This is a genomic window from Streptomyces similanensis, assembly GCF_039543625.1.
Classification (GTDB): Bacteria; Actinomycetota; Actinomycetes; order Streptomycetales; family Streptomycetaceae; genus Streptomyces; species Streptomyces similanensis.
This window is the reverse complement of record NZ_BAABKC010000054.1, coordinates 26055-50283: the sequence shown is the minus strand read 5'-3', so window position 1 is coordinate 50283 and position 24229 is coordinate 26055. Positions and strand designations below refer to the sequence as shown.

General features: G+C 73.4%; 24 protein-coding genes and 1 pseudogene. 18 read left to right on the top strand and 7 right to left on the bottom strand.

Translation table 11 applies throughout. The features are described from left to right. Together ABEB07_RS19490 and ABEB07_RS19485 are read left to right on the top strand one after the other, a co-directional pair. Window positions 1–1025, top strand: a 1025-nt coding sequence (locus ABEB07_RS19490; protein WP_345669496.1) for an FUSC family protein, incomplete at its 5' end; no start/stop codon positions are given. Further along, on the top strand, window positions 1022–1660 hold the full coding sequence (locus tag ABEB07_RS19485) for a MarR family winged helix-turn-helix transcriptional regulator (RefSeq protein ID WP_176148029.1): 639 nt from the start codon (window positions 1022–1024) through the stop codon (window positions 1658–1660). The genes ABEB07_RS19490 and ABEB07_RS19485, both read left to right, overlap by 4 nt. A gap of 41 nt (window positions 1661–1701) precedes the next feature. Here ABEB07_RS19485 and ABEB07_RS19480 read toward each other — a convergent pair whose 3' ends face one another. Beyond that, window positions 1702–2538 carry a VOC family protein gene (locus ABEB07_RS19480; protein ID WP_345669495.1) on the bottom strand — a complete coding sequence of 279 codons (837 nt, stop codon included), beginning with the start codon at window positions 2536–2538 and terminating at the stop codon, window positions 1702–1704. 121 nt (window positions 2539–2659) lie between these two features. Next, window positions 2660–3052, bottom strand: coding sequence for a VOC family protein (locus tag ABEB07_RS19475; protein WP_176148027.1), 393 nt, complete (start codon window positions 3050–3052; stop codon window positions 2660–2662). A gap of 231 nt (window positions 3053–3283) precedes the next feature. On the opposite strand from ABEB07_RS19475, the gene ABEB07_RS19470 reads away from it, so the two are divergent. Next, window positions 3284–3823, top strand: a complete 540-nt coding sequence (locus ABEB07_RS19470; RefSeq protein ID WP_164587891.1) for a GNAT family N-acetyltransferase — start codon at window positions 3284–3286, stop codon at window positions 3821–3823. Between the two features lie 16 nt (window positions 3824–3839). Here ABEB07_RS19470 and ABEB07_RS19465 read toward each other — a convergent pair whose 3' ends face one another. Next, a complete protein-coding gene (locus ABEB07_RS19465) occupies window positions 3840–4523 on the bottom strand; it encodes a glycerophosphodiester phosphodiesterase (protein WP_345669494.1) in 684 nt (227 codons plus the stop codon). A 442-nt stretch (window positions 4524–4965) separates the two neighbouring features. Here ABEB07_RS19465 and ABEB07_RS19460 point away from each other — a divergent pair, with 442 nt between their 5' ends. The 5 genes and pseudogenes from ABEB07_RS19460 to ABEB07_RS19440 all read left to right on the top strand — a co-directional run bounded on the left by ABEB07_RS19460 (window position 4966) and on the right by ABEB07_RS19440 (window position 9684). After that, on the top strand, window positions 4966–6363 hold the full coding sequence (locus tag ABEB07_RS19460) for a DUF6421 family protein (RefSeq protein ID WP_176148025.1): 1398 nt from the start codon (window positions 4966–4968) through the stop codon (window positions 6361–6363). A gap of 41 nt (window positions 6364–6404) precedes the next feature. Continuing rightward, a complete protein-coding gene (locus tag ABEB07_RS19455) occupies window positions 6405–7160 on the top strand; it encodes an SDR family oxidoreductase (protein ID WP_345669493.1) in 756 nt (251 codons plus the stop codon). Beyond that, window positions 7157–8227, top strand: a complete 1071-nt coding sequence (locus tag ABEB07_RS19450) for a threonine aldolase family protein (protein ID WP_176151859.1) — start codon at window positions 7157–7159, stop codon at window positions 8225–8227. Before ABEB07_RS19455 ends, ABEB07_RS19450 begins: the two co-directional genes overlap by 4 nt. Before the next feature lie 129 nt (window positions 8228–8356). After that, window positions 8357–8953 (top strand): transglutaminase family protein, encoded by a 597-nt coding sequence (locus ABEB07_RS19445; protein WP_345669492.1) that lies wholly within the window; start codon window positions 8357–8359, stop codon window positions 8951–8953. A gap of 29 nt (window positions 8954–8982) precedes the next feature. After that, window positions 8983–9684, top strand: a pseudogene (locus tag ABEB07_RS19440) (B3/B4 domain-containing protein). A 108-nt stretch (window positions 9685–9792) separates the two neighbouring features. Here the strand turns inward: ABEB07_RS19440 and ABEB07_RS19435 are convergent. After that, window positions 9793–10521: a lysophospholipid acyltransferase family protein gene (locus ABEB07_RS19435; protein ID WP_345669491.1), complete on the bottom strand. Its 729-nt coding sequence runs from the start codon at window positions 10519–10521 to the stop codon at window positions 9793–9795. Window positions 10522–10868: 347 nt separating this feature from the next. Between ABEB07_RS19435 and ABEB07_RS19430 the strand changes: the two genes are divergently transcribed. The 5 genes from ABEB07_RS19430 (at window position 10869) to ABEB07_RS19410 (ending at window position 15522) form a co-directional block, all read left to right on the top strand. Beyond that, window positions 10869–11195, top strand: coding sequence for a TlpA family protein disulfide reductase (locus ABEB07_RS19430; protein WP_343235900.1), 327 nt, complete (start codon window positions 10869–10871; stop codon window positions 11193–11195). Window positions 11196–11402: 207 nt separating this feature from the next. After that, window positions 11403–11921 (top strand): flavin reductase family protein, encoded by a 519-nt coding sequence (locus ABEB07_RS19425; protein WP_164587884.1) that lies wholly within the window; start codon window positions 11403–11405, stop codon window positions 11919–11921. A gap of 299 nt (window positions 11922–12220) precedes the next feature. Beyond that, window positions 12221–13006, top strand: coding sequence for an electron transfer flavoprotein subunit beta/FixA family protein (locus tag ABEB07_RS19420; RefSeq protein ID WP_164587883.1), 786 nt, complete (start codon window positions 12221–12223; stop codon window positions 13004–13006). A 54-nt stretch (window positions 13007–13060) separates the two neighbouring features. Further along, window positions 13061–14023, top strand: a complete 963-nt coding sequence (locus ABEB07_RS19415) for an electron transfer flavoprotein subunit alpha/FixB family protein (RefSeq protein ID WP_176148020.1) — start codon at window positions 13061–13063, stop codon at window positions 14021–14023. A 194-nt stretch (window positions 14024–14217) separates the two neighbouring features. Then, window positions 14218–15522 (top strand): DUF6986 family protein, encoded by a 1305-nt coding sequence (locus ABEB07_RS19410; protein WP_345669489.1) that lies wholly within the window; start codon window positions 14218–14220, stop codon window positions 15520–15522. A gap of 67 nt (window positions 15523–15589) precedes the next feature. Here ABEB07_RS19410 and ABEB07_RS19405 read toward each other — a convergent pair whose 3' ends face one another. Then, a complete protein-coding gene (locus ABEB07_RS19405; protein WP_164587880.1) occupies window positions 15590–16651 on the bottom strand; it encodes a LacI family DNA-binding transcriptional regulator in 1062 nt (353 codons plus the stop codon). 206 nt (window positions 16652–16857) lie between these two features. Here ABEB07_RS19405 and ABEB07_RS19400 point away from each other — a divergent pair, with 206 nt between their 5' ends. The 3 genes from ABEB07_RS19400 (at window position 16858) to ABEB07_RS19390 (ending at window position 19352) form a co-directional block, all read left to right on the top strand. Beyond that, a complete protein-coding gene (locus ABEB07_RS19400; protein ID WP_176148018.1) occupies window positions 16858–17811 on the top strand; it encodes an ROK family protein in 954 nt (317 codons plus the stop codon). 155 nt (window positions 17812–17966) lie between these two features. Next, window positions 17967–18161 carry a hypothetical protein gene (locus ABEB07_RS19395; protein ID WP_345669488.1) on the top strand — a complete coding sequence of 65 codons (195 nt, stop codon included), beginning with the start codon at window positions 17967–17969 and terminating at the stop codon, window positions 18159–18161. Between the two features lie 147 nt (window positions 18162–18308). Beyond that, a complete protein-coding gene (locus tag ABEB07_RS19390) occupies window positions 18309–19352 on the top strand; it encodes an NUDIX hydrolase (protein WP_345669487.1) in 1044 nt (347 codons plus the stop codon). A gap of 661 nt (window positions 19353–20013) precedes the next feature. Here the strand turns inward: ABEB07_RS19390 and ABEB07_RS19385 are convergent. Continuing rightward, the gene (locus ABEB07_RS19385; RefSeq protein ID WP_345669486.1) at window positions 20014–21369 is read right to left on the bottom strand and encodes a dipeptidase; all 1356 of its coding nucleotides are present in this window, start codon (window positions 21367–21369) and stop codon (window positions 20014–20016) included. A gap of 215 nt (window positions 21370–21584) precedes the next feature. Here ABEB07_RS19385 and ABEB07_RS19380 point away from each other — a divergent pair, with 215 nt between their 5' ends. Further along, the gene (locus ABEB07_RS19380) at window positions 21585–22853 is read left to right on the top strand and encodes a geranylgeranyl reductase family protein (RefSeq protein ID WP_345669485.1); all 1269 of its coding nucleotides are present in this window, start codon (window positions 21585–21587) and stop codon (window positions 22851–22853) included. Window positions 22854–22908: 55 nt separating this feature from the next. Here ABEB07_RS19380 and ABEB07_RS19375 read toward each other — a convergent pair whose 3' ends face one another. After that, the gene (locus tag ABEB07_RS19375; RefSeq protein ID WP_176148014.1) at window positions 22909–23361 is read right to left on the bottom strand and encodes a nitroreductase family deazaflavin-dependent oxidoreductase; all 453 of its coding nucleotides are present in this window, start codon (window positions 23359–23361) and stop codon (window positions 22909–22911) included. Between the two features lie 168 nt (window positions 23362–23529). On the opposite strand from ABEB07_RS19375, the gene ABEB07_RS19370 reads away from it, so the two are divergent. Continuing rightward, window positions 23530–24219, top strand: a complete 690-nt coding sequence (locus ABEB07_RS19370; RefSeq protein WP_345669483.1) for a TetR/AcrR family transcriptional regulator — start codon at window positions 23530–23532, stop codon at window positions 24217–24219. The last annotated feature ends 10 nt before the right edge of the window (window positions 24220–24229 follow it).

Here is a 24229-nt window from a genome sequence, read left to right as displayed (position 1 = left end):
TGCAGGCCGCCTGGCAGGCGCTGCTGGCCACCGTCGCCCGCACCGGGCCCCGGCGCGCCCTGGAACGCCTCGTCGTGCGCGCCGAGGTCGCGCTCGCCGCCCCGGCCGACGCCGACCCGCACCTGCTGCGGACCTGGGCGCGCGGGCTGTGCGGCAGCGGACCGGTCCCGAGCGTGGGCGAGACGGCCGCGGCCACCGACGAACTGCTCGGCGTGGCGGCGGAGAGCGCCGCCCCGCACCGCCCCTGGTGGAGCCGGCTCGGCCCGCTCACCCCGATCGCGCTGCGCACCGCCCTCGGCTGCGCGCTCGCCGGATACGCCTCCCTCGCGCTCGGCATCGGCCGCCCCTACTGGGCCCTGGTCACCGCCGCCGCCCTCTACCAGGCCAACCTGACCCTCACCTGGAGCCGGAGCGTCCAGCGGGTCGTCGGCAACCTCGCCGGCGTCCTCGTCTTCGCGGCCATCGCCCCGCTCGCGCACACCAGCGGCGTGGCCCTCGTCCTGTGCTGCCTGGTCCTCAACTTCGGCGCCGAGGCGCTGATGGGCCGCAACTACTGGCTCGGCTCTCTCTGCGTGACCCCGATGGCCCTGCTCATCACCGAGTTCGCCCGGCGGCAGGCGATGGGCGAGCTGATCACCGAGCGCGCGGTGGACACCGTGGTCGGCGCACTGGTCGGCTTCGCGGCCGCCGTGGCCGTCACCAACCGGCGGGCCGGCGACCGCATCGAGGACGTCCTGAGCGCCGTCGACCGGGCACGCGAGCGAGCCGCGCGGCTGCTCGCCGAGGAGCGGGCCGAGCCCGCCGCGCTGGAGTCCGCCCGCCGGGGCCTGGCCGCCGCGCTGGTCGAGCTGCGCGCCACCGCCGACGCCGCCTCCGGCGAGTGGTGGCAGCGCGCCCTGCCCCAGGAGCGGGTCGTGCTCACCGAGCGGTCCGCACACCGTACGCTCGCCGCGACGATACGTCGCCTGGGCCTGCACACCCCGGCGACCAGCACGGACGGCACGACGGAGGACCCACGGCCATGACGGCGGACAACGGACGGCCGGCACCCGGCGACGCGACCGGCGAGGGTGACGCCACCGACGGCGGCGCCACCGGCCGGGCGACCACCGGTGACGCCGACGGCGCCACGGCGGCCCGGGAGGCCGCCGGCGGCCGCGAGGACACCGTCGCCGCGGTCGTACGCCAGTGGCGGTCCGTCCATCCCGAGCTGGACACGGCGCCGATGGAGATCATCGGCCGCATCAACCGCTGCGCCGCCCTCCTCCAGCAGGCCGAGGACGCGCCGCTGCGCCGGGCCGGGCTCAGCCGGCCCGAGTTCGACCTGCTCGGCGCGCTGCGGCGCACCGGGCACGAACTCACCCCCAGCGAGCTGGCCCGCGAGACGTTCTCCTCGGGCGCCGCCGTCACCAAGCGCCTCAAGCAGCTGACCGAGCGCGCTCTGGTCGAGCGGCGCGGCGACACCCGGGACCGCAGGGTCGCCCACGTCCGCCTCACCGACGCCGGACGGGACCTGGTCGACGGCATCCTGCCCGAACAGCTCGCCTACGAGCGAAGCGTCCTCGCCGGTCTCGACGGCGACGGTCGCGGCGAGCTGGCCGTACTCCTGTGCGAGCTGCTGGGCAGGCTGGAGGGCCGCCCCGGACTGCCCCGGACCTGACGCCGTCCTCTCGGGAGCCCGCCCGTTCCTGTCCGGTGTCCTCAGCCCGCCGCCGGCCCCGTCCCGCCGTCCCGTCCCGTGTCCTGTCCGGTGTCGGACGCGCCGGACTGCCCGGCGTCCTCGTCACCGGCCTGGTAGACGCCGTAGGCCGCGCCCTGCGGGTCGCGGAGCACCGCGATGCGGGGGCCGTCCGGGACGGAGGTGGGCTCCTGGAGGGCCTTGCCGCCCGCCCGCAGCGCGACCTCGGTGGTGCCGTCCACGTCCTCGACCGCGAAGTACGGCAGCCAGTGCGGCGGCACGTCGACCGGGAAGCGGCCGTGCAGCGCCGTCACGCCGCCGAAGTCCATGCCGTGCGTGCCCCACTGCGTGTACCACTCGGAGGCGTTGACGCTCCAGCCGAACACGGTCGTGTAGAAGTCCCTGGCCCGCTTGACGTCGCGGGTCGCGAGTTCCACCCAGCCGAGGGCGCCGGGCCGGTTGAAGACGCCGGCGCCGGGGAAGTCGCGCGCCTGCCACATCTGGAAGGCCGCGCCGGACGGGTCGAGCGCCACCGTGCGGCGGCCCTCGTCGAAGATGTCCATCGGGCCCCGGATCACCGTTCCGCCGGCCGCCACCACCTTGTGCGTGGCCGCGTCGACGTCGGCGACGGCGAACGAGACGTTCCAGGCGATCGGCTGCGTGGGCCGGTACAGGGGGCCGAGTCCGGCGACCGCCGCGCCGCCCAGCCGGGCGACGGTGTACCCGCGCAGCTCCGGGCGGGAGTCGGTGTCGCACCGCCAGGCGAAGACCTCACCGTAGAACTGCTTGGCCGCCGCCAGATCGCTGGTGCCCAGCTCCGCCCAGCAGGGGCCGCCGATCACCGGCTTGTCGAACTCCATGGCACTCCTCCGGGAAGGCTCGCCCCCACCAGCAGCACGCTATCCCCGGTCACCGACGGTGGCCAGCCGGAGCGGTACGCACGGGAACGCCCCTGCGGCGCCCTATCCGCGCGGGAAGACGCTAGATCCCGGCCCGGTGGCGCAGCGGGTGGTCCGCGGGCACCTCGACGAGGACGACGGGGGTGCCGTCGGGGTCGGCGATCCACATCTCGATCAGCCCCCACGGTTCGCGGACCGGCGCCCGCGCGATCTCGACGCCCGCCGCCCGCAGTTCCGCGTGGGCGGCAGCCACGTCCGCCACCTGGAGCCAGAGCCGCACGGCGGGGGAGCGCGGGGCGTCGGAGCGGCCCGACAGCTCCAGGAAGCCGCCGCCCAGGAAGTAGACGGTGCCCCGCTCCGGCCCCGTGCCGAACTCGCGGTAGACGGGCAGGCCCAGCTGTTCGCCGTAGAAGCGGCGGGAGCGCTCGGGGTCGGTGGGCTGGAGCAGTGTCCTGCTGCTGAGTACGTGCACCATGCGCCGGAGCTTAGGCCCTGGAGCCGGATCCGCGCCCGCCCCGCCCCGCGACGCGAGCCGCACCCGGGGCCGAGGCGCCCGCCCCGCGTTCCCGCGCAGCCGGGTCACCGCGCCCAGTCGCAGGCCCTTCGCCGAGGTCCGCGGCCGGACGCGGCAGACGCGACGGCGGGATCTGGTGGCAGGATGGCGTCCTGCCCCACCTGCCGCACGCGTACGAAAGGCACCGCCCCCATGGAGACCGCCGCCACCCCACTGACCTTCCGGGACGCCACCGAGGCCGACGCCGACACGCTGGTGGCGCTGATCGAGTCGGCGTACCGCGGCGACGCCAGCCGGGGCGGCTGGACCACCGAGGCGGACATCCTCGACGGGCGGCGGACGGACGCCGAAGGCGTGCTGGCCGTGATCACCTCGCCCGACAGCAGGCTGCTGGCGGTCGAGCGGGACGGCCGCGTGGTGGCCTGCTGCCAGCTGGAGCACCGCGGCACGCACGCCTACTTCGGGATGTTCGCCGTCAGCCCGGCCCTCCAGGGCGCCGGCCTCGGCAAGGCGATCATCGCGGAGGCGGAGCGCCGGGTCCGGGAGAGCTGGGGCGCGACGGAGATGCACATGACCGTGATCTCCGTGCGCGAGGAGCTGATCGCCTGGTACGAGCGCCGCGGCTACCGCCGTACGGGGCGCACGAGCCCCTTCCCGTACGGCGACGAGCGCTTCGGCGTCCCGCTCCGCGACGACCTGGTCTTCGAGCTGCTGGTCAAGGAGCTGGGCTGATCCGGGCCGCGCGCCCTCACGCGGTGAAGCGGCCGGTGCGCTTGATCTCCGGGTAGTCGGTGGTGGCCCCGTCCAGTTCCAGGGCGCGGACGAGCCGCAGCTGGTCGAGGGTGTTCACCACCCAGCCGATGATCCTCAGGTTCGCGGCGCGGGCGTGTTCGACGGTCTCCAGGGTGAGCCGGCGGATGTTCAGCACGAGGGTGGCGGCGCCGGCGGCGGTGGCGCGCCCGACGACCTCCGGGCCGTAGTGGTCGGCGACGAGCGCCGTGCGGACGCCGGGCACCAGGCGGGCGACCTCGGTGAGCGCCTCGTCGTGGAACGAGAGCACCTCCACCCGGGAGAGCAGGTCGCGCCGGTGCATGACCTCGGCCAGCGTCCGCGCCGCGGCCGCGTCCTTGATCTCCGCCTGCAACGGTGCGTCGACGGCGTCCAGGACCTCCTCGAACAGCGGGATCCGCTCGCCGTGCCCGGCGTCGAGCGTCCGCAGCTCGGCGAGGGTCTTGTCGGCGATGGCGCCGCTGCCGTCGGTCGTGCGGTCCACCTCCGCGTCGTGCATGACGACGAGCGCGCCGTCCTTGCTGAGGTGCAGATCGAGTTCGATGACGTCGAGGCCGGCCTGCTGGGCGGCCACGAAGGAACGGAGGGTGTTCTCGGGCTCGACACCCATGACTCCGCGGTGACCGATGGTAAGGAAGTTCAAGGTTCAACTCGCTTCCGTCGACGGCGGCTCGGCGCGCACGCGGACCTACGGGGACCTCGTCGTCCACGCGGCAGGCCCGCAGCCTAACGGCCCGCACCCCCGTTGAACCCCCGCGTACACGGCGCACTGGGGTGACGGCCGGGCGCCGCCCGGGTTCGGCGCGCGGGGACGATCACTCGGGCGTGGGCGCGTCGCGCGGGGGTTGACCGGCGGCCGCGAGCGGTCGTCCGGCGGGCGCCGCAGGCCGGAAATCGCCTGGGTGGCACGGCGGTTCACATCACCCGAACGGGTGAGCACATGTAGCCGCCATCCGGGTATTCGGCAGGAAAATGACCGGTGGACGTGGCCGTGCGCAGAATAATTTCCTGAGGGTGCCCTTGATGGGAGAAACGCTGTATGTATACGGTCTCCTTACGCGAGCTTCTCCCGTGGAGGATGGGTCATGACGGAAATTCTTGTGCAGGTGGGTGCCGAGGGGGAGGTTCCTCCGGCGACCAGGGTGGTTGAGCACCCGGCGTGGCCCGTGCTCAAGGATGCCGTGGAGCAGATCCGGCCATGGCAGTCGAAGGACGGCTCGATCGACTTCCAGGCCGAGGGCGCGCCGTCCCGGACCGACGCAGAGGACGCCGTACGCCGGGTGACGGACGCCGTGGAGCGCCTGTCCCCGCTGCTGCCGCACGACGCCGCCTACCACCGCGCGCTCGTCGCGGACCTGCGCCGCTGGGCCGACGACGGCTTCCAGGTGCCGGACTTCCTCGACTCGCTGCTGGCCTTCCAGCCCGCCGCCGAGCGCGCGGACGGCCTCCAGCACCTGGTCGTCTTCCCGATGTACACGCAGAACGGCAACCCGGACCGCAACCTGGAGGCGGTCGTGCTGCGCATGGTCTGGCCCGACTGGCTGGCCGAGCTGGAGCGCACCCGCTACGACAACCCGCTGTTCTGCGGCATCACCTTCGAGGACTTCACGGCCGGCTACGACACCAACTCCGCCGTCCTCTTCCCCGAGACCATCGCCGTGCGCGAGGCGCCGGAGCGCTTCTCCTGGGGCGGCATCTTCTGCGACCGCGAGGCCGCCCGCTTCCGCCGGGTCACCGCCGCCGCCGTCGACCTGCTGGGCCTGGAGCTGCCCGAGGACATCGCCGCCCTGGTCCACGACCAGAAGCGCTGCGAGGAGGCCTTCGTCCTGTGGGACATGGTCCACGACCGCACCCACAGCCACGGCGACCTGCCGTTCGACCCGTTCATGATCAAGCAGCGCCAGCCGTTCTGGATGTACGGCCTGGAGGAGCTGCGCTGCGACCTCACGGCGTTCAAGGAGGCCGTCAAGCTCCAGGCGGACGGCGTCCCGCAGGCCCGCGACGTGCAGTACGCGGTCCTCTTCGACCGCATGTTCCGCTTCCCGGTCACCGGCGAGCGGGTGCGCAACTACGACGGCCTCGGCGGCCAGCTGCTCTTCGCCTACCTGCACAAGCACGACGTGGTGCGCTGGACCGACAACCGGCTCTCCATAGACTGGGAGCGCGCCCCGCAGGTCACCAACGAGCTGTGCGCCGAGATCGAGAACCTCTACCGCGACGGCATCGACCGCCCCAAGCTGGTGCACTGGTTCGCCGGCTACGAGCTGGTCTCCGCCTACCTCGCCCCGCACCCCGGCTCCAAGTGGGCCAAGGGCCCCGACGCGCTGGACCTGAGCCTGCCGCCGCGCAAGCTCGTCGACGACGTGCTCGCGGACGAGTTTCCGCTCAGCATGTTCTACGAGGCACTGTCCAAGAAGCTGAAGAACGTGATCGCCTCCACCAAGGGCATCACGGCGAACGGCGCCGAGCGGGTCGCCGCGTGAGCGACCACGGCGAGAACACTGCTGCTACGGAGGCGAAGAACATGGGGAACGGGGCTCTCAGCGGTGCGGTGATCGCGGTGGCCGGCGCGGGCGGCCCCGCCGGCCGGGCGGCGCTGCTCAGGCTCGCCGAGGCGGGCGCGACCGTCGTCGGCGCGGACAACGACCCCGAGCGGCTCTCCGAAGCCGTGGACGCGGCCCGCTACGCCTCCGGCGGCGCCACCGTCACCGGCGACACGGTCGACCTGCTGGACCTGAAGTCCACCCGCGAGTGGGCCGCCCACGTCGAGAAGGACTTCGGCCGCGTCGACGGCCTGGTCCACCTCGTCGGCGGCTGGCGCGGCAGCGAGACCTTCACCAAGACCAGCCTGGACGACTGGGACTTCCTGGAGCTGCTGCTCGTCAAGACCGTGCAGCACACCTCGCTGGCCTTCCACGAGGCGCTGCAGCGCAGCGAGCGCGGCCGGTACCTGCTGATCAGCGCCGCCGGCGCGACCAGGCCCACCGCGGGCAACGCCGCCTACTCCGCGGCCAAGGCCGCCGCCGAGGCGTGGACGCTCGCCATGGCCGACTACTTCCGCAAGGCCGGGAAGGCCGAGGGCGCCGACGGACCGACATCGGCGGCTGCGATCCTGGTGGTGAAGGCGTTGGTGCACGACGCGATGCGCGCCGAGCGACCCAACGCGAAGTTCGCGGGCTTCACGGACGTCAAGGACCTGGCCGAGGCCATCGTCGACGTCTGGGCCGAGCCCGCCGCGGAAGTGAACGGAAAACGTCTGTGGCTGACCGAGCAGCCGTGAACCCCGCCAAGACCGACGCGCGTCGCCACCACGACCCGGAGGTCCGCGGTTTCGCCAGCGACAACTACGCCGGGGTCCACCCGGAGGTGCTCGCCGCCCTGGCCCTGGCCAACGGCGGCCACCAGGTCGCGTACGGCGAGGACGACTACACCGAGGGCCTCCAGCGCGTCGTGCGCAGCCACTTCGGCGCCGGCGCCGAGGCGTTCCCGGTCTTCAACGGCACCGGCGCCAACGTCGTCGCGCTCCAGGCGGTCACCGACCGCTGGGGCGCGGTGATCTGCGCCGAGAGCGCGCACATCAACGTGGACGAGGGCGGCGCCCCCGAGCGCATGGGCGGCCTCAAGCTGCTCACCGTGCCCACCCCGGACGGCAAGCTCACTCCCGAGCTGATCGACCGGCAGGCGTACGGCTGGGAGGACGAGCACCGGGCCATGCCGCAGGTGGTGTCGATCACCCAGAGCACCGAGCTGGGCACGCTCTACACGCCCGAGGAGATCCGCGCGATCTGCGAGCACGCCCACGCGCACGGCATGCGGGTGCACCTGGACGGCTCCCGGATAGCCAACGCGGCGGCCTCGCTGGACGTGCCGATGCGCACGTTCACCAACGCGGTGGGCGTCGACATCCTCTCCCTGGGCGGGACGAAGAACGGCGCGATGTTCGGCGAGGCGGTCGTCGTCCTCGACCAGGACGCCGTCCGCAAGATGAAGCACATCCGCAAGATGAGCATGCAGCTCGCCTCCAAGATGCGCTTCGTCTCGGTCCAGTTGGAGGCCCTGCTCGCCAAGGACCTGTGGCTGCGCAACGCCCGGCACGCCAACGCGATGGCCCAGCGGCTCGCGGAGGGCGTGCGCGCCGTGCACGGGGCGGAGATCCTCTACCCGGTGCAGGCCAACGGCGTCTTCGCCAAGCTGCCGCACGACGTGAGTGAGCGGCTGCAGAAGCGGTTCCGGTTCTACTTCTGGGACGAGACCGAGGGCGTCGTGCGCTGGATGTGCTCCTTCGACACCACCGAGGACGACGTGGACGCGTTCCTGGCGGCGCTGAAGGAGGAGATGGCGCGCTGAGGCGCGCCGTGTCCGCCCCGTGGACACCGGCCGGGGCGAGCGCCGGACCGGTGGGACGATCTGCATAGTTATGCGATCACATGGAAAGTCATTGACTGACGGGTGATCGCATTCCTATGCTCTGCGGACATGGAGCTGATCCAGCACACCCCCGACCTGTCCCGCTATCTGGCCGCTGACGAGGCGATCGATCATGAACACCCGGTGGTCCGTGAAACGGCGGCCCGCCTTGCCGAGGGGGTCGCCGACTCGTATGCCTATGCGCGAGCCGCCTACGAGTTCGTGCGCGACACCATCCCGCACTCCCAGGACTCGGGCGATCCGCGCGTCACCTGGCGGGCCTCCGACGTCCTGCGGCTGCGCACCGGCGTCTGCCACGCCAAGGCGCACGCCCTGGCCGCGCTGCTGCGGGCCGAGGACATCCCGGCCGCCCTGTGCTACCAGCGCCTCACGCACGACGAGGAGATCGGCGGACATGTCGTGCACGGACTGGTCGCGGTGCGCTTCAACGGTGCCTGGCACCGGCAGGACGCGCGCGGCGGCGTACCGGGCTCCGGTGCGCGGTTCTCCCTCGCCGGTGAGCGGCTGGCCTTCCCGGTCGATCCGGAGGCGAATGAAATGGACTACCCGGTACTGTACGCTGAACCACATCCGGTCGTGCTGAACGCGCTCAAAGCTGCCCCCGACCGGCCGCGGCTGTGGAAGACGCTGCCCACCGCACTCTGATCCCGAGGCGACAGAACGGCGACAGAACGATGACACTCCAGCTCAGCGTGTCCGACGAGGTGCGCGCACTCGCGCCCGGCTTCACCCATGTGGCGGTGGAGGCGTACGAACTGACCAACGGGCCCAGCACCGAGGCCAGTTCGGCGCTGCTCGACGACGCGGCCGGCCGGCTGGCCGCACGGCTGGAGGGCCGCGCGCCGCACGAGGACGCCCACATGGCCGCCTGGCGCGAGGTCTACACGGCGTTCGGCTCCAAGCCCTCCCGCACCCGCAACTCGGCCGAGGCGCTGGCGAAGCGGGCGCTCTCGGACGCCGGACTGCCGCGGATCAACGTCCTGGTCGACGTCTACAACGCCGTCAGCGTCGCCCGGCTCATCCCGGTCGGCGGCGAGGACCTCGCTCTCATCCAGGGCGGCATGCGCCTGGTGCGCGCCAACGGCCAGGAGGACTTCGCGACCGTCGCGGGCGGTGAGGAGACCGTCGAGCACCCCGACGCGGGCGAAGTGGTGTGGTGCGACGAGGCCGGCGTCACCTGCCGCCGCTGGAACTGGCGCTAGGGACCGCGCACCCGGCTGACCGAGCGGACCGTCTCCGGCCTGTTCCTGCTGGAGAGCATGGCCCCGATGCCGGTCGCCGAGGCCGAGGCGGCGGCCGCCGAACTGGCGGAACTGCTGGAGAAGTTCAGCCCGGGAGCGCGCATCACCGTGCACACACCGCGGTCCGCCGCCTGACCGGGCCCGCCGCCTGACCGGGCCGGAGCGCCCGATGTCTCCGGGGCGCCCGGAGGCGACGGGAGAAGCGGGTCGTGCCGTCGTGCGACCGGACCCGCCCGGCCGCGGTCAGTGGGCCTCGGCCAGCCGGAGCTGCTCCGGGGTCGGGGCGGTGCCGCCGAGGTGGGCGGGCATCCACCAGGTGTCCTCCGCGCCCCTGGGGCGCACCGGGTAGGCGCGCTGCGCGGCCTCCAGCAGCTCCTGGACGCGCTCGCGCAGCCGGCGGGTGATGGCGCCGGCGTACTGGTCGCGGGGCGCCTCGACCGCTTCGCCCACCCGGATGGTGACGGGCGTGTGGCTGCGCCGGAAGTTGCGCGGGTGCCCCTTGGTCCACAGCCGCTGGGTGCCCCAGACCGCCATCGGGATCAGCGGGACGCCCGCCTCCTGGGCCAGCCGGGCCGCGCCCGACTTGAAGCTCTTGAGCGTGAACGACTCGGAGATGGTCGCCTCGGGGAAGACCCCGATCACCTCGCCCGAGCGCAGCGAGTCCAGCGCGTGCTCGTAGGCCGCCTCGCCCCGCGCGCGGTCCACCGGGATGTGCTTCATGCCGCGCATCAGCGGACCGGAGACGCGGTGCCGGAAGACCGACTCCTTCGCCATGAAGCGCACCAGGCGGTTCTGGGGGAGGGCCGCCAGGCCGTTGAAGATGAAGTCCAGGTAGCTGATGTGATTGCTCACCAGCACGGCACCGCCCGAGCGCGGAATGTTCTCCGACCCCCGGCAATCGATCTTGAGGTCCCACACCTTGAACATGGTGCGGGCGAAACCGATGACGGGACGGTAGACAAGCTCGGCCATGGGCGGGGTGGACCCTTCTGTCTGCCAGGGAAGGGGGGACTCCCTGCAAGAAGTTACGCTGCCGTAGGTTTACGGCATGTCGCAGATCGTGCCCGAAGAACGGCCGGGTAGCCAGTCCGCGTGCCCGTACACGGCGAGATCCTCGTCACGTCGGCCCAACGGCACGGCGCGCCCGTCGCCGCGGCGGCCGGGAATCAACCGCGGCCGCCAAGACGCTGAGGACTGAAGAGGAAAACCGAGGGCCGAAAGGCCGTGCGCCGCCGGCGCCCGGTCCGGTGCCCGCGGCGGCCACGGGCCGGATGAAGCCGGACGAAGCCGGATGAAGCCTGATGGAGAGGGAGAGTGCGGTGCGCGCAGGCGAGGACGAAGGGCGGCTCGACGCCGCCCGGTTGGGCGCGGAGCTGGGCGAGCGCGCCACGCTGGTGCAGTTCTCCTCCGCCTTCTGCGCCCCCTGCCGGGCCACCCGCCGGATCCTCGGCGAGGTCGCCGCGATGGTGCCCGGCGTCGCCCACGTCGAGATCGACGCCGAGGACCGCCTCGGTCTCGTGCGCGAACTCGGCGTCCTCAAGACCCCCACCGTGCTGGTCCTCGACGCGGCCGGCCGGGTCGTACGGCGCGCTGCCGGGCAGCCGCGCAGGGCGGACGTCATCGCGGCGCTGGGGGAGGCGGTCTGACGCCGTGTCCGCCACCGTGAGGCACGTCCCATGTGTCCGACGCCACTTGACTGTGCCCGCCATCCATCGTCAGCCTGGCTGCATGGACCGGGAACTCCTTCTCTTCGGGCGGGCGCACGTCGACCTCGTCCGTACCGCGAGCGCGCGCTGTCCGGGCTGTTGAGCAGCCACGGTTCCCGCTCGTCCCACCACCAGAAGGACAACTCCATGACGGCCACCCCCGCCCTCGGCACTCCCGGTGACCTCCAGCCCGCCTCGCCCGACCTGCTGCGCTCCGTCTTCCGGCGGCACGCCGCCGGTGTGGCCGTGATCACCGCCCGCGGCCCGGCGGGCCCGGTCGGCTTCACCGCGACCTCGCTCACCTCCGTCTCCGCCGAGCCGCCGCTGATCTCCTTCGGCATCGGCGCCGGCGCCTCCAGCTGGCCGGCGGTGTCCGCCACCGACCACATCGGCGTGCACATACTCGGCGAGCACCAGGAGGAACTGGCGGCCACCTTCGCGCGCAGCGGCGCCGACCGCTTCGGCGCGCCCACCGCCTGGCGCGAGGGCCCCGAGAGCGTCCCGGTGCTGGACGGCGTGCTGGCCTGGCTGGTCTGCCGGATCGTCGCCCGGGTCCCGGCCGGGGACCACCGCATCGTCATCGCCGAGGTGCTCCTCGGCGACCCGGCCGGCGCCGGCCGGCCCCTGCTGTACCACCAGGGCCGCTTCAGCGGCCTGCGCGACTGAGTCCGCCTCCCCGGCCCCGCGTCCGCCTCCCCGGCCCCGCGTCCGTCTCCCCGCCCGAGGCCGCCGTCGCCCGAGCCCGCCGCCGGGCCCCGGACCTGCGGTCCGGTCGAGTTCCGGTTACGCTGCGTTGCGAAGGTCACAGTTCAAAGCGCTTGCTTAGCGGGAATGAACTGGGTGTACTGACGAGTAATATTCCGCTCGGAGCGCGGGGTCGCCCCGACCGGGATCGGCCGCTTCAGGCACCTATGCTGCCTGCAAGAAGGCAGCCCTGGAAATGACGATGCAGTAGGAGAGCCGGCGTGAGCTTGAGGATCGTTGTCACTGTGAAGTACGTGCCCGACGCCACTGGCGACCGGCACTTCGCCGATGACCTGACCGTCGACCGGGACGACGTGGACGGTCTGCTCTCCGAGCTCGACGAATACGCCGTCGAGCAGGCGCTGCAGATCGCCGACGACGCCGACGACGCCGAGGTCACCGTGCTGACGGTGGGCCCGGACGACGCCAAGGACGCGCTGCGCAAGGCGCTGTCGATGGGCGCCGACAAGGCGATCCACGTCGAGGACGAGGACCTGCACGGCACGGACGCCATCGGCACCTCGCTGGTGCTGGCCAAGGCGATCGAGAAGGCCGGCTACGACCTGGTGATCTCCGGCATGGCCTCCACCGACGGCACCATGGGCGTCGTGCCGGCCCTGCTGGCCGAGCGCCTGGGCGTCCCGCAGGTCACCCTGCTCTCCGAGGTGTCGGTCGAGGACGGCACGGTCAAGGGCCGCCGCGACGGCGACGCCGCCTCCGAGCAGCTCGAGGCCTCCCTGCCGGCCGTCGTGTCGGTGACCGACCAGTCCGGCGAGGCCCGCTACCCGTCCTTCAAGGGCATCATGGCGGCCAAGAAGAAGCCGGTGGAGTCCTGGGACCTGTCCGACCTGGACATCGACGCGGACGAGGTCGGCCTGGAGAACGCGTACACCGCGGTCGAGTCGGCCACCGAGCGCCCGGCCCGCACCGCGGGCACGATCGTCAAGGACGAGGGCGAGGGCGGCAAGCAGCTCGCCGAGTTCCTCGCGGGCCAGAAGTTCATCTAGAGCCCGCTCGCCGACCGCCCCCGCACACCTCGCAAGCAGGAGAGAAGAAGTCCCATGGCTGAAGTTCTCGTCTACGTCGACCACGTGGACGGCGCCGTCCGCAAGCCCACCCTGGAGCTGCTGACCCTGGCCCGCCGCGTCGGCGAGCCGGTCGCCGTCGCGCTGGGCAACGGCGCCGGCGACACCGCCGCCGCGCTCGCCGAGCACGGCGCGGTGAAGGTCCTCACCCACGAGGCCGCCGAGTACGCCGACTACCTGGTGGTGCCGAAGGTGGACGCGCTCCAGGCCGCCGTCGAGGCCGTCTCCCCGGCCGCCGTCCTGGTGCCGTCCTCCGCCGAGGGCAAGGAGATCGCCGCCCGGCTCGCGCTGCGCCTCGGCTCGGGCGTCATCACCGACGCCGTCGACCTGGAGGCCGGCGACGAGGGCCCGGTGGCCACCCAGTCGGTGTTCGCCGCCTCCTTCACCACCAAGTCCCGTGTCTCCAAGGGCACCCCGGTCATCACGGTCAAGCCGAACAGCGCCGCCGTGGAGGCCGCCCCGGCCGCCGGCGCGGTCGAGGCCCTGAGCGTGTCCTTCTCCGCCCAGGCCACCGGCACGAAGATCACCGGCCGTACGCCGCGTGAGTCGACCGGCCGCCCGGAGCTGACCGAGGCCGCGATCGTGGTCTCCGGCGGCCGCGGTGTCAACGGCGCGGAGAACTTCGCGATCATCGAGGCGCTGGCCGACTCGCTCGGCGCCGCCGTGGGCGCCTCGCGCGCCGCGGTGGACGCGGGCTGGTACCCGCACACCAACCAGGTCGGCCAGACCGGCAAGTCCGTCTCGCCGCAGCTCTACGTCGCCAACGGCATCTCCGGCGCGATCCAGCACCGCGCCGGCATGCAGACGTCGAAGACGATCGTGGCCGTGAACAAGGACCCCGAGGCCCCGATCTTCGACCTGGTCGACTACGGCGTCGTCGGCGACCTGTTCGAGGTCGTCCCGCAGCTCACCGAGGAGATCAAGACCCGCAAGGGCTGACCTCCCCGGCCGGCGACTCCGGTCTCCCCAGGCCCCCGTGACCCGCGTGGTCACGGGGGCCTGAGTATTCCCAGGTTGTCCCGGGCCGGTCGATGGCTCAGGCTGCGGACAGGTGTTGACCGGCGGGAAGATCCACGGATAACTTCATTCTACGGATTGTTGATTCCGTAGAGCGGAAAATTGGAGGGTGTGGGATGGGTCAGGGCCAGCAGGAGAAGGTGTCGACGAGCCTCGCGGGCGCCGTCAGCGAGGAGATCAGCGCCTCCCTCGCGCCGGTCGACGCCGAGCTGGAGCGGCGCTACCCGGGCGACCCGGGAACCCGCCAGCCCGTCCACACCGTCTACGTCCCCGGTGACGTCTTCGCCGCCGACACCCTCCGCTCCTGGGGCGACCGGGCGCTCGCCACGCTGGACGAGCACGCCCCCGACGCCGCCGCCTTCGCGGCCGTCCTCGGCCTGAGCGACGAACTCGCCGAACCGGTCCACTCCCGCGTCCGCGCCAAGCTGGAGCGCGAGCCGATCGAGGACCTGCGCATCGACTTCGAGGACGGCTACGGCCCCCGCCCGGACGCCGAGGAGGACGAGGCGGCCGCCCGCGCCGCCCGCCTGGTCGCCGAGGCGTACGCGAACGGCACGGCCGCCCCCTACATGGGCATCCGCATGAAGTGCATGGAGGCGCCGGTACGCGACCGGGGCATCCGCACCCTCGACATCTTCCTCAGCGGCCTGATCGCGGCCGGCGGCCTGCCCGAGGGACTGGTGCTGACCCTGCCCAAGGTGACCTACCCCGAGCAGGTCACCGCGATGGTCCGGCTCCTGGAGGCGTTCGAGAAGGCGCACGCCCTGGAGCCCGGCCGGCTCGGCTTCGAGATCCAGATCGAGACCAGCCAGTCCATCCTCGCCGCCGACGGCACCGCCGCCGTCGCCCGGATGATCCAGGCCGCCGAGGGCCGGGCCACCGGACTGCACTACGGCACCTTCGACTACAGCGCCTGCCTCGGCGTCTCCGCCGCCTACCAGGCCAGCGACCACCCGGCCGCCGACCATGCCAAGGCCGTCATGCAGGTCGCCGCGGCCGGCACCGGCGTCCGCGTGTCGGACGGCTCCACCAACGTCCTGCCCGTCGGCCCGACCGAGAAGGTGCACGACGCCTGGCGGCTGCACTACGGCCTCACCCGCCGCGCCCTGGCCCGCGCCTACTACCAGGGCTGGGACATGCACCCCGGCCACATCCCCACCCGGTACGCGGCCGTGTTCGCCTTCTACCGCGAGGGCTTCGAGCAGGCCGCCGCCCGCCTGTCCCGCTACGCCAACCGCACCGAGGGCGACGTGATGGACGAGCCCGCCACCGCCAAGGCGCTCAGCGGCTACCTGCTGCGCGGCCTGGACTGCGGCGCCCTCGACATAGCCGAGGTGGCCCGCCTGACCGGTCTCACCCGGGCCGACCTGGAGGGCTTCGCCGCCCCGCGCCGCGGCGACCTGACGGCGTCCGCGCAGTAGCCACACCCGCCGGGACGGGCGTGACCGCGCGCGGTCACGCCCGGCACGCTTCGGGCCGTGGGGCCGCTCAGCCCGACGGCGGGATCTCGCCCGAGCCGCGCTCCACCAGCCGGGTCGGCAGCTCGATGCGCTCGGGAGCGAGCAGGGTGCCGTCCAACTGGCGGAAGAGACGCTCGGCGGCGGTGCGGCCGAGTGCCGCCGCGTCCTGGGCGACGACGGTCACGCCCGGCTGGAGCAGATCGGCGAGTTCCAGGTCGTCGAAGCCGACGAGGGCCACCGGCCGGGACAGCGCGGCCAGCACACGGATCACGGTGACGGTCACCCGGTTGTTGCCCGTGAAGACGGCGGTCACCGCGTCCGGTCCGGACAGCATCTCCTCCGCCGCCCGGCGCACCCGCTCCGGATCGGTGCCGCCCAGCGACATCCACCCGTCCGCGACGGCTGTCCCGGCGTCCTCCATCGCCGCCCGGTAGCCGCGCAGCCGCTCGGCGGCCGTGTGGATGCGCGGCATGTCGCCGATGAAGCCGATCCGGCGGTGGCCGTGCGCGATCAGGTGCGCGACGCCGTCCCGGGCACCGCCGAAGTTGTCCGACAGCACCACGTCCGCGTCGATCCGCCCCGCCGGACGGTCCACGAACACGGTCGCGACGCCCGCCCTGATCTCCGGCTCCAGATACCGGTGGTCGTCGCCGGCCGGAATGATCACCAGGCCGTCCACCCGGCGCGCGCACAGCGCCAGCGCCAGTTCCTGCTCGCGGTCGGGGTCCTCGGCGCTGGAGCCGTTGATGAGCAGCGCGCCGTGCGCGCGGGCCACCTCCTCGACCGCGCGGCTCAGCGGCCCGTAGAACGGGTCGGCAAGATCCTCCAGCACCAGTCCGATGCTCGCCGTGCGGCCCTTGCGCAGCACCCGGGCGCTGTCGTTGCGGCGGAAGCCCAGCGCCTCGATGGCCTCCTGGACCCGCCGCTCGGTGTCGGGGGTGACGCCGGGCTCGCCGTTGACCACCCGGGAGACGGTCTTGAGGCCCACGCCGGCCCGGGCCGCCACGTCCTTCATGGTCGGACGGTTGCCGTAGCGGTTCCCTGGGCGGTGGTCGCCGGGGCGGTCGGCACGGCGGGCGGTCTCTGGCACGATGGGGCGTCCTGTCCTGTCGTTCCCGCGGGGAGGGCGGGTCCCCGGAAGCGTTTCACGGATGTGGCGTCGAGCATAGAGCCTGGACAACGTTGTCAAAGGCGCGAGAGACTGTCCCCCGCACACTCGGCCCGCCGCCCCACCGCGCGACCGGGACTGCGCCCACCTCTTGGTTTTTTCATGGTTGACGGGGAGATCCGACTCTGATGCACACCGACCTCGTGGCCGCGCTCGACATCGGCGGCACCAAGATCGCCGCAGCCCTGGTGGACGGCCGCGGCGGCATCCTGGTGCGCGCCCAGCGCGCGACGCCCGCGCAGGAGGACGGCGACACCGTGATGCGGGCGGTGACCGACGTCCTCGGTGATCTGACGGCGTCCCCGCTGTGGGGGCGGGTCGCGGCCCTGGGGATCGGCAGCGCCGGGCCCGTGGACGCCTCCGCCGGCACGGTCAGCCCGGTCAACGTGCCCGGCTGGCGCGGCTACCCGCTGGTGGAGCGGGTCCGCTCCGCGGTGGGCGGGCTGCCCGTGGAGCTGATCGGCGACGGGGTGGCCATCACGGCGGCCGAGCACTGGCAGGGCGCCGCACGCGGCCACGACAACGCGCTGTGCATGGTGGTCTCCACCGGCGTCGGCGGCGGCCTGGTGCTGGGCGGCCGGCTGCACCCGGGCCCGACGGGCAACGCCGGGCACATCGGGCACATCAGCGTCGACCTGGACGGCGACCCGTGCCCGTGCGGCTCGCGCGGCTGCGTGGAGCGGATCGCCAGCGGCCCGAACATCGCCCGCCGGGCGCTGGCCAACGGCTGGCGGCCCGGCCCCGACGGCGACGCCTCGGCCGCCGCGGTGGCCGCCGCGGCGCGTGCCGGGGACCCGGTCGCGGTGGCCTCCTTCGAACGCGCCGCGCGGGCCCTGGCGGCGGGTATCGCCGCGACCGCCACCCTGGTCGAGATCGACATCGCGGTCGTCGGCGGCGGCGTGGGCAAGGCGGGGGAGGTCCTGTTCGGCCCGCTGCGCAAGGCCCTGACCGACTACGCCACTCTCTCCTTCGTGCGACGCCTGGAGGTCGTCCCGGCCGAGATGGGCACGGACGCGGGCCTGGTGGGCGCGGCGGCCGCGGCGCTGACCGGACCGGTGAAGGCGGCTGCCGCCGGGGTCTGAGCGGGTCGGTCGGCGCCACGGCCGCCCGGGTCCGGGCCGGGTCGGTGCGGGCGGCGGGCGGCGGGCGTCCGGGGTCGGGCCCGCCCGGCCGGTCACCGCCGGGTCTCCTCCTCGCGACGCCGTGACCGATCGCCGGCCGTGGCGTTGAGCAGGGTATGAAGAAGCGCAGCATGCTCGCCCTCGCCTCCCTCGCCACCGGGTTCGTGGTCGCCGCCGTCTCCCCGTCGCACGCCACCGGGCACCCGGCGGGCGGCGACGCGCAGGCCAAGGACACCGCGAGCGCCCCGGACCACTCCGTGGCCGACGAAGGCCCCGCCGCGGACGGCGCGGGGTCGGCGCGGGAGAGCTGAGCCCCCGGCCGGTCCTTCGCCGACACGGCGCCGGCGCCCTTCCACGGGGGTGCCGGCGCCGTGTCGTGCGCGTCCTCAACTGGGGCTGGTTTCCGTGGCAGGGTGGAGCGGGCAAGCCACAGGGGGCCAAACAGAAGAGGGGGACCAGTGACCGTCGTCTGGATCAACGGCACGTTCGGTGCGGGAAAGACCACCACCGCACGGGAACTGATCGAGCTGATCCCGAACAGCACGCTCTTCGACCCCGAGGTCATCGGCGGCGCACTCGCACACCTGCTGCCGCCCAAGCACCTCGCCGAGGTCGGTGACTTCCAGGACCTGCCGATCTGGCGGCGGCTGGTGATCGACACCGCGGCGGCCATGCTGGCCGAGCTGGGCGGCACCCTCGTGGTGCCCATGACCCTGCTGCGCCAGGAGTACCGTGACGAGATATTCGGCGGCCTCGCCGCCCGCCGCATCGCTGTCCGGCACATTCTCCTCGCCCCGGCCGAAACGATCCTGCGGGAGCGAATAGCCGGCCGTGAGGTCCCGCCCGACCTGCCCGACGGCGAACTGCGCGTACGCCAGTGGTCCTACGACCACATCGAGCCCTACCGCAGCGCCCTCGCCGCCTGGCTCACCGCCGACGCCCACGTCGTCGACACCAGCGCCCTGACCCCGTACGAGACGGCCGTCCGCATCGCCGAGGCGGTCGGCGGCGGGACCGTGCCCGCCTGCGACATCGTGCAGACGCCGGAGCCCACCGCGGAGACCGTCGCCTCCGGCGTGCTGCTCTTCGACGAGCGGGACCGGGTGCTGCTCGTCGACCCCACCTACAAGCCCGGCTGGGAGTTCCCCGGCGGGGTCGTGGAGCCGGGCGAGGCGCCCGCCCGCGCCGGGATCCGCGAGGTCGCCGAGGAGACCGGGATACGCCTCGCCGAGGCGCCGCGACTGCTCGTCGTGGACTGGGAGGCCCCGAGACCTCCCGGCTACGGCGGGCTGCGGCTGCTGTTCGACGGCGGCCGGCTCGACTCCGAGGCGGCAGGCCGGCTGCTGCTGCCCGGCCCCGAGCTGCGCGGCTGCCGCTTCGTCACCGAGCGGGAGGCCGCGACCCTGCTGCCGCCCGTCCGCTACGAGCGCCTGCGCTGGGCGCTGCGGGCCCGGGAACGCGGCGCGGTGATGTACCTGGAGGCGGGGGTGCCGGTCGGCTGACGGGCGTCCTGAGCCCGTGCGGGGGCGGCCTGCGGGCGTTCCGCCCAGTCCCGCACGGGACGCACGCCTCTCCACCGCCTCGCGGGAGAAGGCCCCGGCCCGCCCTGGCCGGACGACCTCGACTCGACGCCGGGCGCGGCAAACCGAGACGGTGCCCGCCCGGCATGACTGGGCCGTGCCCCGGCTGGGCCGGCGTTGTGCCCCTGGCGGGACTGGGGCCGTGCCCGTCTGGCAGGAGTGGGCCGTGCCCGCCCTGTGGGACTGGGGCGTGCCCTGATGGGGCCAGCGTTGTGCCCTGGCGGGACTGGGCCGTGCCCCCGGCGGGACCAGGCCGTGCTCGCCTGGCAAGAGTGGGCTGTGCCCGCCCTGTGGGACTGGGCTGGGCCCCGGCGGGGCCAGCGCTGTGTCCTGGCGGGACTGGGGCTGTGCCGCATGGCGGCACTAGGCCGTACCCCCGGCGGACTGGACCGTGCCCCGGCAGGGCCAGCGTTGTGCCCCTGGCGGGATCGGGCCGTGCCCCCGGCGGGACCGGGCCGTGCTCGTCTGGCAGGAGTGGGCCGTGTCCGCTCGGCAGGGCCGCGTCATCCGCCCCGAGGACCCTCACCCCGGGCGGGGCGGTCCTCAGGGCGGGCGTGGGACCGCGGCGGAGCGGGCGGCGGGCTCAGCTCGCGGCGTAGTTGCGCAGGAACAGCGCCTCCGCGACCGACAGGCGCTCCAGTTCCTCGGGGGAGACGCTCTCGTTCACGGCGTGGATCTGCGCCTCGGGCTCGCTCAGGCCGATGAGCAGGATCTCGGCCCGCGGGTAGAGCGAGGCGAGGGTGTTGCACAGCGGGATGGAGCCGCCCTGGCCGGCGTACTGCATCTCCTTGCCGGGGTAGGCGACTCCCATCGCGTCGGCCATCGCCTGGTAGGCCGGGCTGGTGGTGTCCGCGCGGAAGGGCTGGCCCTGGCCGACCACCTCGGTGCGCACCCGGGCGCCCCACGGCGTGTGCGCCTCCAGATGGGCCTGGAGCAGCTTGGCGGCCTCGCCGGCGTCGATGCCCGGCGGCACCCGCAGGCTCACCAGGGCGCGCGCGCCGGCCTGCACGGACGGGGTGGCGCCGACGACCGGCGGGCAGTCGATGCCGAGGACGGTGACGGCCGGGCGGGCCCAGATGCGGTCGGCGACCGTGCCGGAGCCGATCAGCTCGGCCCCGTCGAGCACCTTGGCGTCCGCGCGGAACTGCTCCTCGTCGTACTGGAGTCCGTCCCAGGCGAAGTCGCCGGCCAGACCGTCCACGGTCGTGGAGCCGTCCTCGGCGCGCAGTGAGTCCAGGGCGCGGATCAGCGCGGCGAGCGCGTCGGGGGCGGCGCCGCCGAACTGCCCGGAGTGCAGGTTGCCCGCCAGGGTGTCGACCTGGACCCGGACCATGGCCATGCCGCGCAGGGTGGAGGTGACGGTGGGCAGGCCGACGCGGAAGTTGCCGGCGTCGCCGATCACGATGGTGTCGGCCGTGAGCAGCTCGGGGTGCTCCTCGGCGTAGCGCTCCAGACCGCCGGTGCCCTGCTCCTCCGAGCCCTCCGCGATGATCTTGACGGAGACCGGTATGCCGCCGTCGGCCTTCAGCGCGCGCAGCGCGAGCAGGTGCATGATGACCCCGCCCTTGCAGTCGGCGGCGCCGCGCCCGTACCAGCGGCCGTCGCGCTCGGTCAGCTCGAACGGCGGGCTGATCCAGGCGGCCTCGTCCAGCGGCGGCTGCACGTCGTAGTGGGCGTACAGGAGCACCGTCTTCGCGCCCTCGGGCCCGGGCAGGTAGCCGTACACCGACTGGGTGCCGTCCGGGGTGTCGAGCAGGGCGACGTCGGTGAATCCCTCGGCGCGCAGCGCGTCGGCGATCCAGTTCGCCGCGCCCTCGCTCTCGCCGCGCGGATACTGCTCGAAGTCCGCGACCGACTTGAAGGCCACCAGTTCGGCGAGTTCCGCCCGGGCCCTGGGCAGCAGGGCGGCGACGGTCTCGGCGACCGGATTCGACGACATGGGCACGCTCCTTGTGGGTGCGACGTTGCACTCGTGAGTACCTTCGTCGGTACTTCGGGTACGTCCGTTTTCCGGGTGATCGGATGGGTGTGGGCGCCGTGCGGCGGGCGGGTCGCCCACACCGCTGATCCTCCCACAGAGGACCTGGCCGCAGACCGCCGTAGGATGCGGGAGACAGCAGCGGCAGTCGGCTTGATCTGGAGCGGTAGACCATCGTGAGCAGCGACAACTCTTCGGCAGACGACGTGCGGCAGGTGTGGGACGTCGTCGTGGTGGGCGCGGGACCGGCGGGGGCCTCGGCCGCCTACGCGGCGGCGGTCGCGGGACGGCGCGTGCTGCTGCTGGAGAAGGCGGAACTGCCGCGCTACAAGACGTGCGGCGGCGGCATCATCGGCCCCTCGCGCGACTCGCTGCCGCCCGGCTTCGAACTGCCGTTCAAGGACCGTGTGCACGCGGTGACCTTCTCCAACAACGGGCGCTTCACCCGCACCCGCCGCTCCCGGCAGATGATGTTCGGCCTGATCAACCGGCCCGAGTTCGACCAGCAGCTGGTCGAGCACGCGCAGAAGGCCGGCGCCGAACTGCGTACCGGCGCCACCGTGTCCCGGGTCGAGCAGCACGGCTCCGCGGTGCCGGACCGGCGCACGGTCGCCGTGGTGCTCCAGGGCGGCGAGACGGTGCTGGCCCGTGCGGTGGTCGGCGCCGACGGCAGCGCCAGCCGCATAGGCGCGCACGTCGGCGTGAAACTGGACCAGGTGGACCTCGGTCTGGAGGCGGAGATCCCGGTGCCCGAGACCGTCGCCGAGGACTGGCGCGGGCGGGTGCTGATCGACTGGGGGCCGATTCCCGGCAGTTACGGCTGGGTGTTCCCCAAGGGCGACACCCTCACGGTCGGCGTGATCTCCGCCCGCGGTGAAGGCGCCGCCACCAAGCGGTACTTGGAGGACTTCATCGCCCGCCTGGGCCTGGCCGGCTTCGAGCCGAGCATCTCCTCCGGACATCTGACCCGCTGCCGCGCCGAAGACTCACCGCTGTCGCGCGGGCGGGTGCTGGTGTGCGGGGACGCCGCCGGGATGCTGGAGCCGTGGACGCGCGAGGGCATCTCGTTCGCGCTGCGCTCGGGCCGGCTCGCGGGGGAGTGGGCGGTGCGGATCGCCGAGGCGCACGACGCGGTCGACGCCCGGCGTCAGGCGCTGAACTACGCGTTCGCGATCAAGGCGGGGCTCGGCGTCGAGATGGCCGTCGGCAAGCGGATGCTGGGGATCTTCGAGCGCCGTCCCGGCCTCTTCCACGCCGCCCTGACCGGTTTCCGCCCCGCCTGGAAGGCGTTCAAGGACATCACCCAGGGCTCGACCTCGCTCGGTGAGCTGGTCCGCAGCCACCCGATGGCCCAGCGGGCGCTGTCCGTGATGGACCGCAGGCCCGTCGAACCGGTCGCGCCGCCCGCCGAGGACGAGCCGGCGGAGGACGAGCCCGCTTCCTGACCGCGGCCGGCCCCCGCCGCGACCGGCCCCTGTCGCGGCCGGCCCCTGAGGGCGGTCAGTTCCCGACCGTGATGCGGAAGACCGGGTGGTCGGCGGCCGCCGCGGTGATCTCCTCGTCCGAGGAGGCGGCCGTGACCCCCTGGAAGTACTCGTTGACCTGCCAGCCCCACCGTTCCAGATAGGTCCGCAGGATCGGGAGCTTCTCCGCGTCGGGAAGCTCCACCGCGGTGAACTCCCGCACCTTGCGCCCCACCCGCAGCTCCCCGCCGCCGGCGGCGCGCATGTTGCGCACCCACTGGGAGTGGCCGCGCGCCGAGACGAGGTACTGCGCCCCACCGTGGGTGTGCGGGTTGACCGGGACGCGCTGGAGCCGGCCGCTCTTGCGGCCCCGCACGGACAGCTCGGCCGAGCCGGCGAGGCTCAGTCCGTGCCGGGCCAGCCACCCGACGACGCCGTTCAGACGGACGTTCAGCGCGCTGCCCTTGAGGTAGTACGGCGACGACGACATGGCGACCCCCACAGATTCGGGAGAGCAGTGCTCTCGCTTCCGGTCATCAGTGTGCCCGGATCGCCGCTCCGAAGCAAGAGCAGTGCTCTCTTTTGAGTTCGCCGCTCTCCTCTGTGTTCACCGTTCTCTTTTGTGTGCGGTGCTCCGGATCCGTGGAACACTTCTCCCATGAACACCGCCAAGGGAGCCCGCGCACGGGCCAGGACGGAGATCACCGCGGCCATCAAGGAGGCGGCGCGCGGTCAACTGGCCGCCGAGGGCGCCGCCAAGCTCTCGCTGCGCGCCGTGGCCCGTGAACTGGGCATGGTCTCCTCCGCGCTGTACCGGTACTTCCCCAGCCGCGACGACCTGCTCACCGCGCTCATCATCGACGCCTACGACTCCCTGGGCGCCGCCGCAGAGAAGGCCCACCACGCGGTCGCGGACGCCGCCCCCCTCGAACGCTGGACCGCCGTCTGCGTCGCGGTGCGCGCCTGGGCCCTCGCCCACCCGCACGAGTACGCCCTGATCTACGGCTCGCCCGTGCCCGGCTACACCGCGCCGCAGACGACCGTGCCGGCCGCGGCCCGCGTCGGCCTCCTCCTCATCGGCATCGTCCGCGACGCCCACGAGGAAGGCCGCCTGACCGGTCCCGCGCTCCCCGCCGAACTGGGCCGGGAGGCCGAGCGGATGACCGCCGACCTCGCTCCCGGCCTGCCCCCCGAGGCCGTGACGGCGCTCGTCGCGGCCTGGGCGCAGCTGTACGGCCTGGTCGGGTTCGAGCTGTTCGGACAGTTCCACCGCGTGGTGGAGGACCGCGAGCCGTTCTTCCGGCACGCGGCGGTCCGGCTGGCGCGGGGCGTGGGCCTGGAGCCCTGACCCCCGCCGC

Excerpts from the sequence above, each read along its gene's own strand:
- ABEB07_RS19485 (WP_176148029.1), top strand. The coding sequence starts at position 1,022 with ATGACGGCGGACAACGGACGGCCGGCACCCGGCGACGCGACCGGCGAG.
- ABEB07_RS19480 (WP_345669495.1), bottom strand. The coding sequence starts at position 2,538 with ATGGAGTTCGACAAGCCGGTGATCGGCGGCCCCTGCTGGGCGGAGCTG.
- ABEB07_RS19475 (WP_176148027.1), bottom strand. The coding sequence starts at position 3,052 with ATGGTGCACGTACTCAGCAGCAGGACACTGCTCCAGCCCACCGACCCC.
- ABEB07_RS19470 (WP_164587891.1), top strand. The coding sequence starts at position 3,284 with ATGGAGACCGCCGCCACCCCACTGACCTTCCGGGACGCCACCGAGGCC.
- ABEB07_RS19460 (WP_176148025.1), top strand. The coding sequence starts at position 4,966 with ATGACGGAAATTCTTGTGCAGGTGGGTGCCGAGGGGGAGGTTCCTCCG.
- ABEB07_RS19455 (WP_345669493.1), top strand. The coding sequence starts at position 6,405 with ATGGGGAACGGGGCTCTCAGCGGTGCGGTGATCGCGGTGGCCGGCGCG.
- ABEB07_RS19445 (WP_345669492.1), top strand. The coding sequence starts at position 8,357 with ATGGAGCTGATCCAGCACACCCCCGACCTGTCCCGCTATCTGGCCGCT.
- ABEB07_RS19435 (WP_345669491.1), bottom strand. The coding sequence starts at position 10,521 with ATGGCCGAGCTTGTCTACCGTCCCGTCATCGGTTTCGCCCGCACCATG.
- ABEB07_RS19425 (WP_164587884.1), top strand. The coding sequence starts at position 11,403 with ATGACGGCCACCCCCGCCCTCGGCACTCCCGGTGACCTCCAGCCCGCC.
- ABEB07_RS19415 (WP_176148020.1), top strand. The coding sequence starts at position 13,061 with ATGGCTGAAGTTCTCGTCTACGTCGACCACGTGGACGGCGCCGTCCGC.
- ABEB07_RS19410 (WP_345669489.1), top strand. The coding sequence starts at position 14,218 with ATGGGTCAGGGCCAGCAGGAGAAGGTGTCGACGAGCCTCGCGGGCGCC.
- ABEB07_RS19400 (WP_176148018.1), top strand. The coding sequence starts at position 16,858 with ATGCACACCGACCTCGTGGCCGCGCTCGACATCGGCGGCACCAAGATC.
- ABEB07_RS19395 (WP_345669488.1), top strand. The coding sequence starts at position 17,967 with ATGAAGAAGCGCAGCATGCTCGCCCTCGCCTCCCTCGCCACCGGGTTC.
- ABEB07_RS19385 (WP_345669486.1), bottom strand. The coding sequence starts at position 21,369 with ATGTCGTCGAATCCGGTCGCCGAGACCGTCGCCGCCCTGCTGCCCAGG.
- ABEB07_RS19375 (WP_176148014.1), bottom strand. The coding sequence starts at position 23,361 with ATGTCGTCGTCGCCGTACTACCTCAAGGGCAGCGCGCTGAACGTCCGT.
- ABEB07_RS19370 (WP_345669483.1), top strand. The coding sequence starts at position 23,530 with ATGAACACCGCCAAGGGAGCCCGCGCACGGGCCAGGACGGAGATCACC.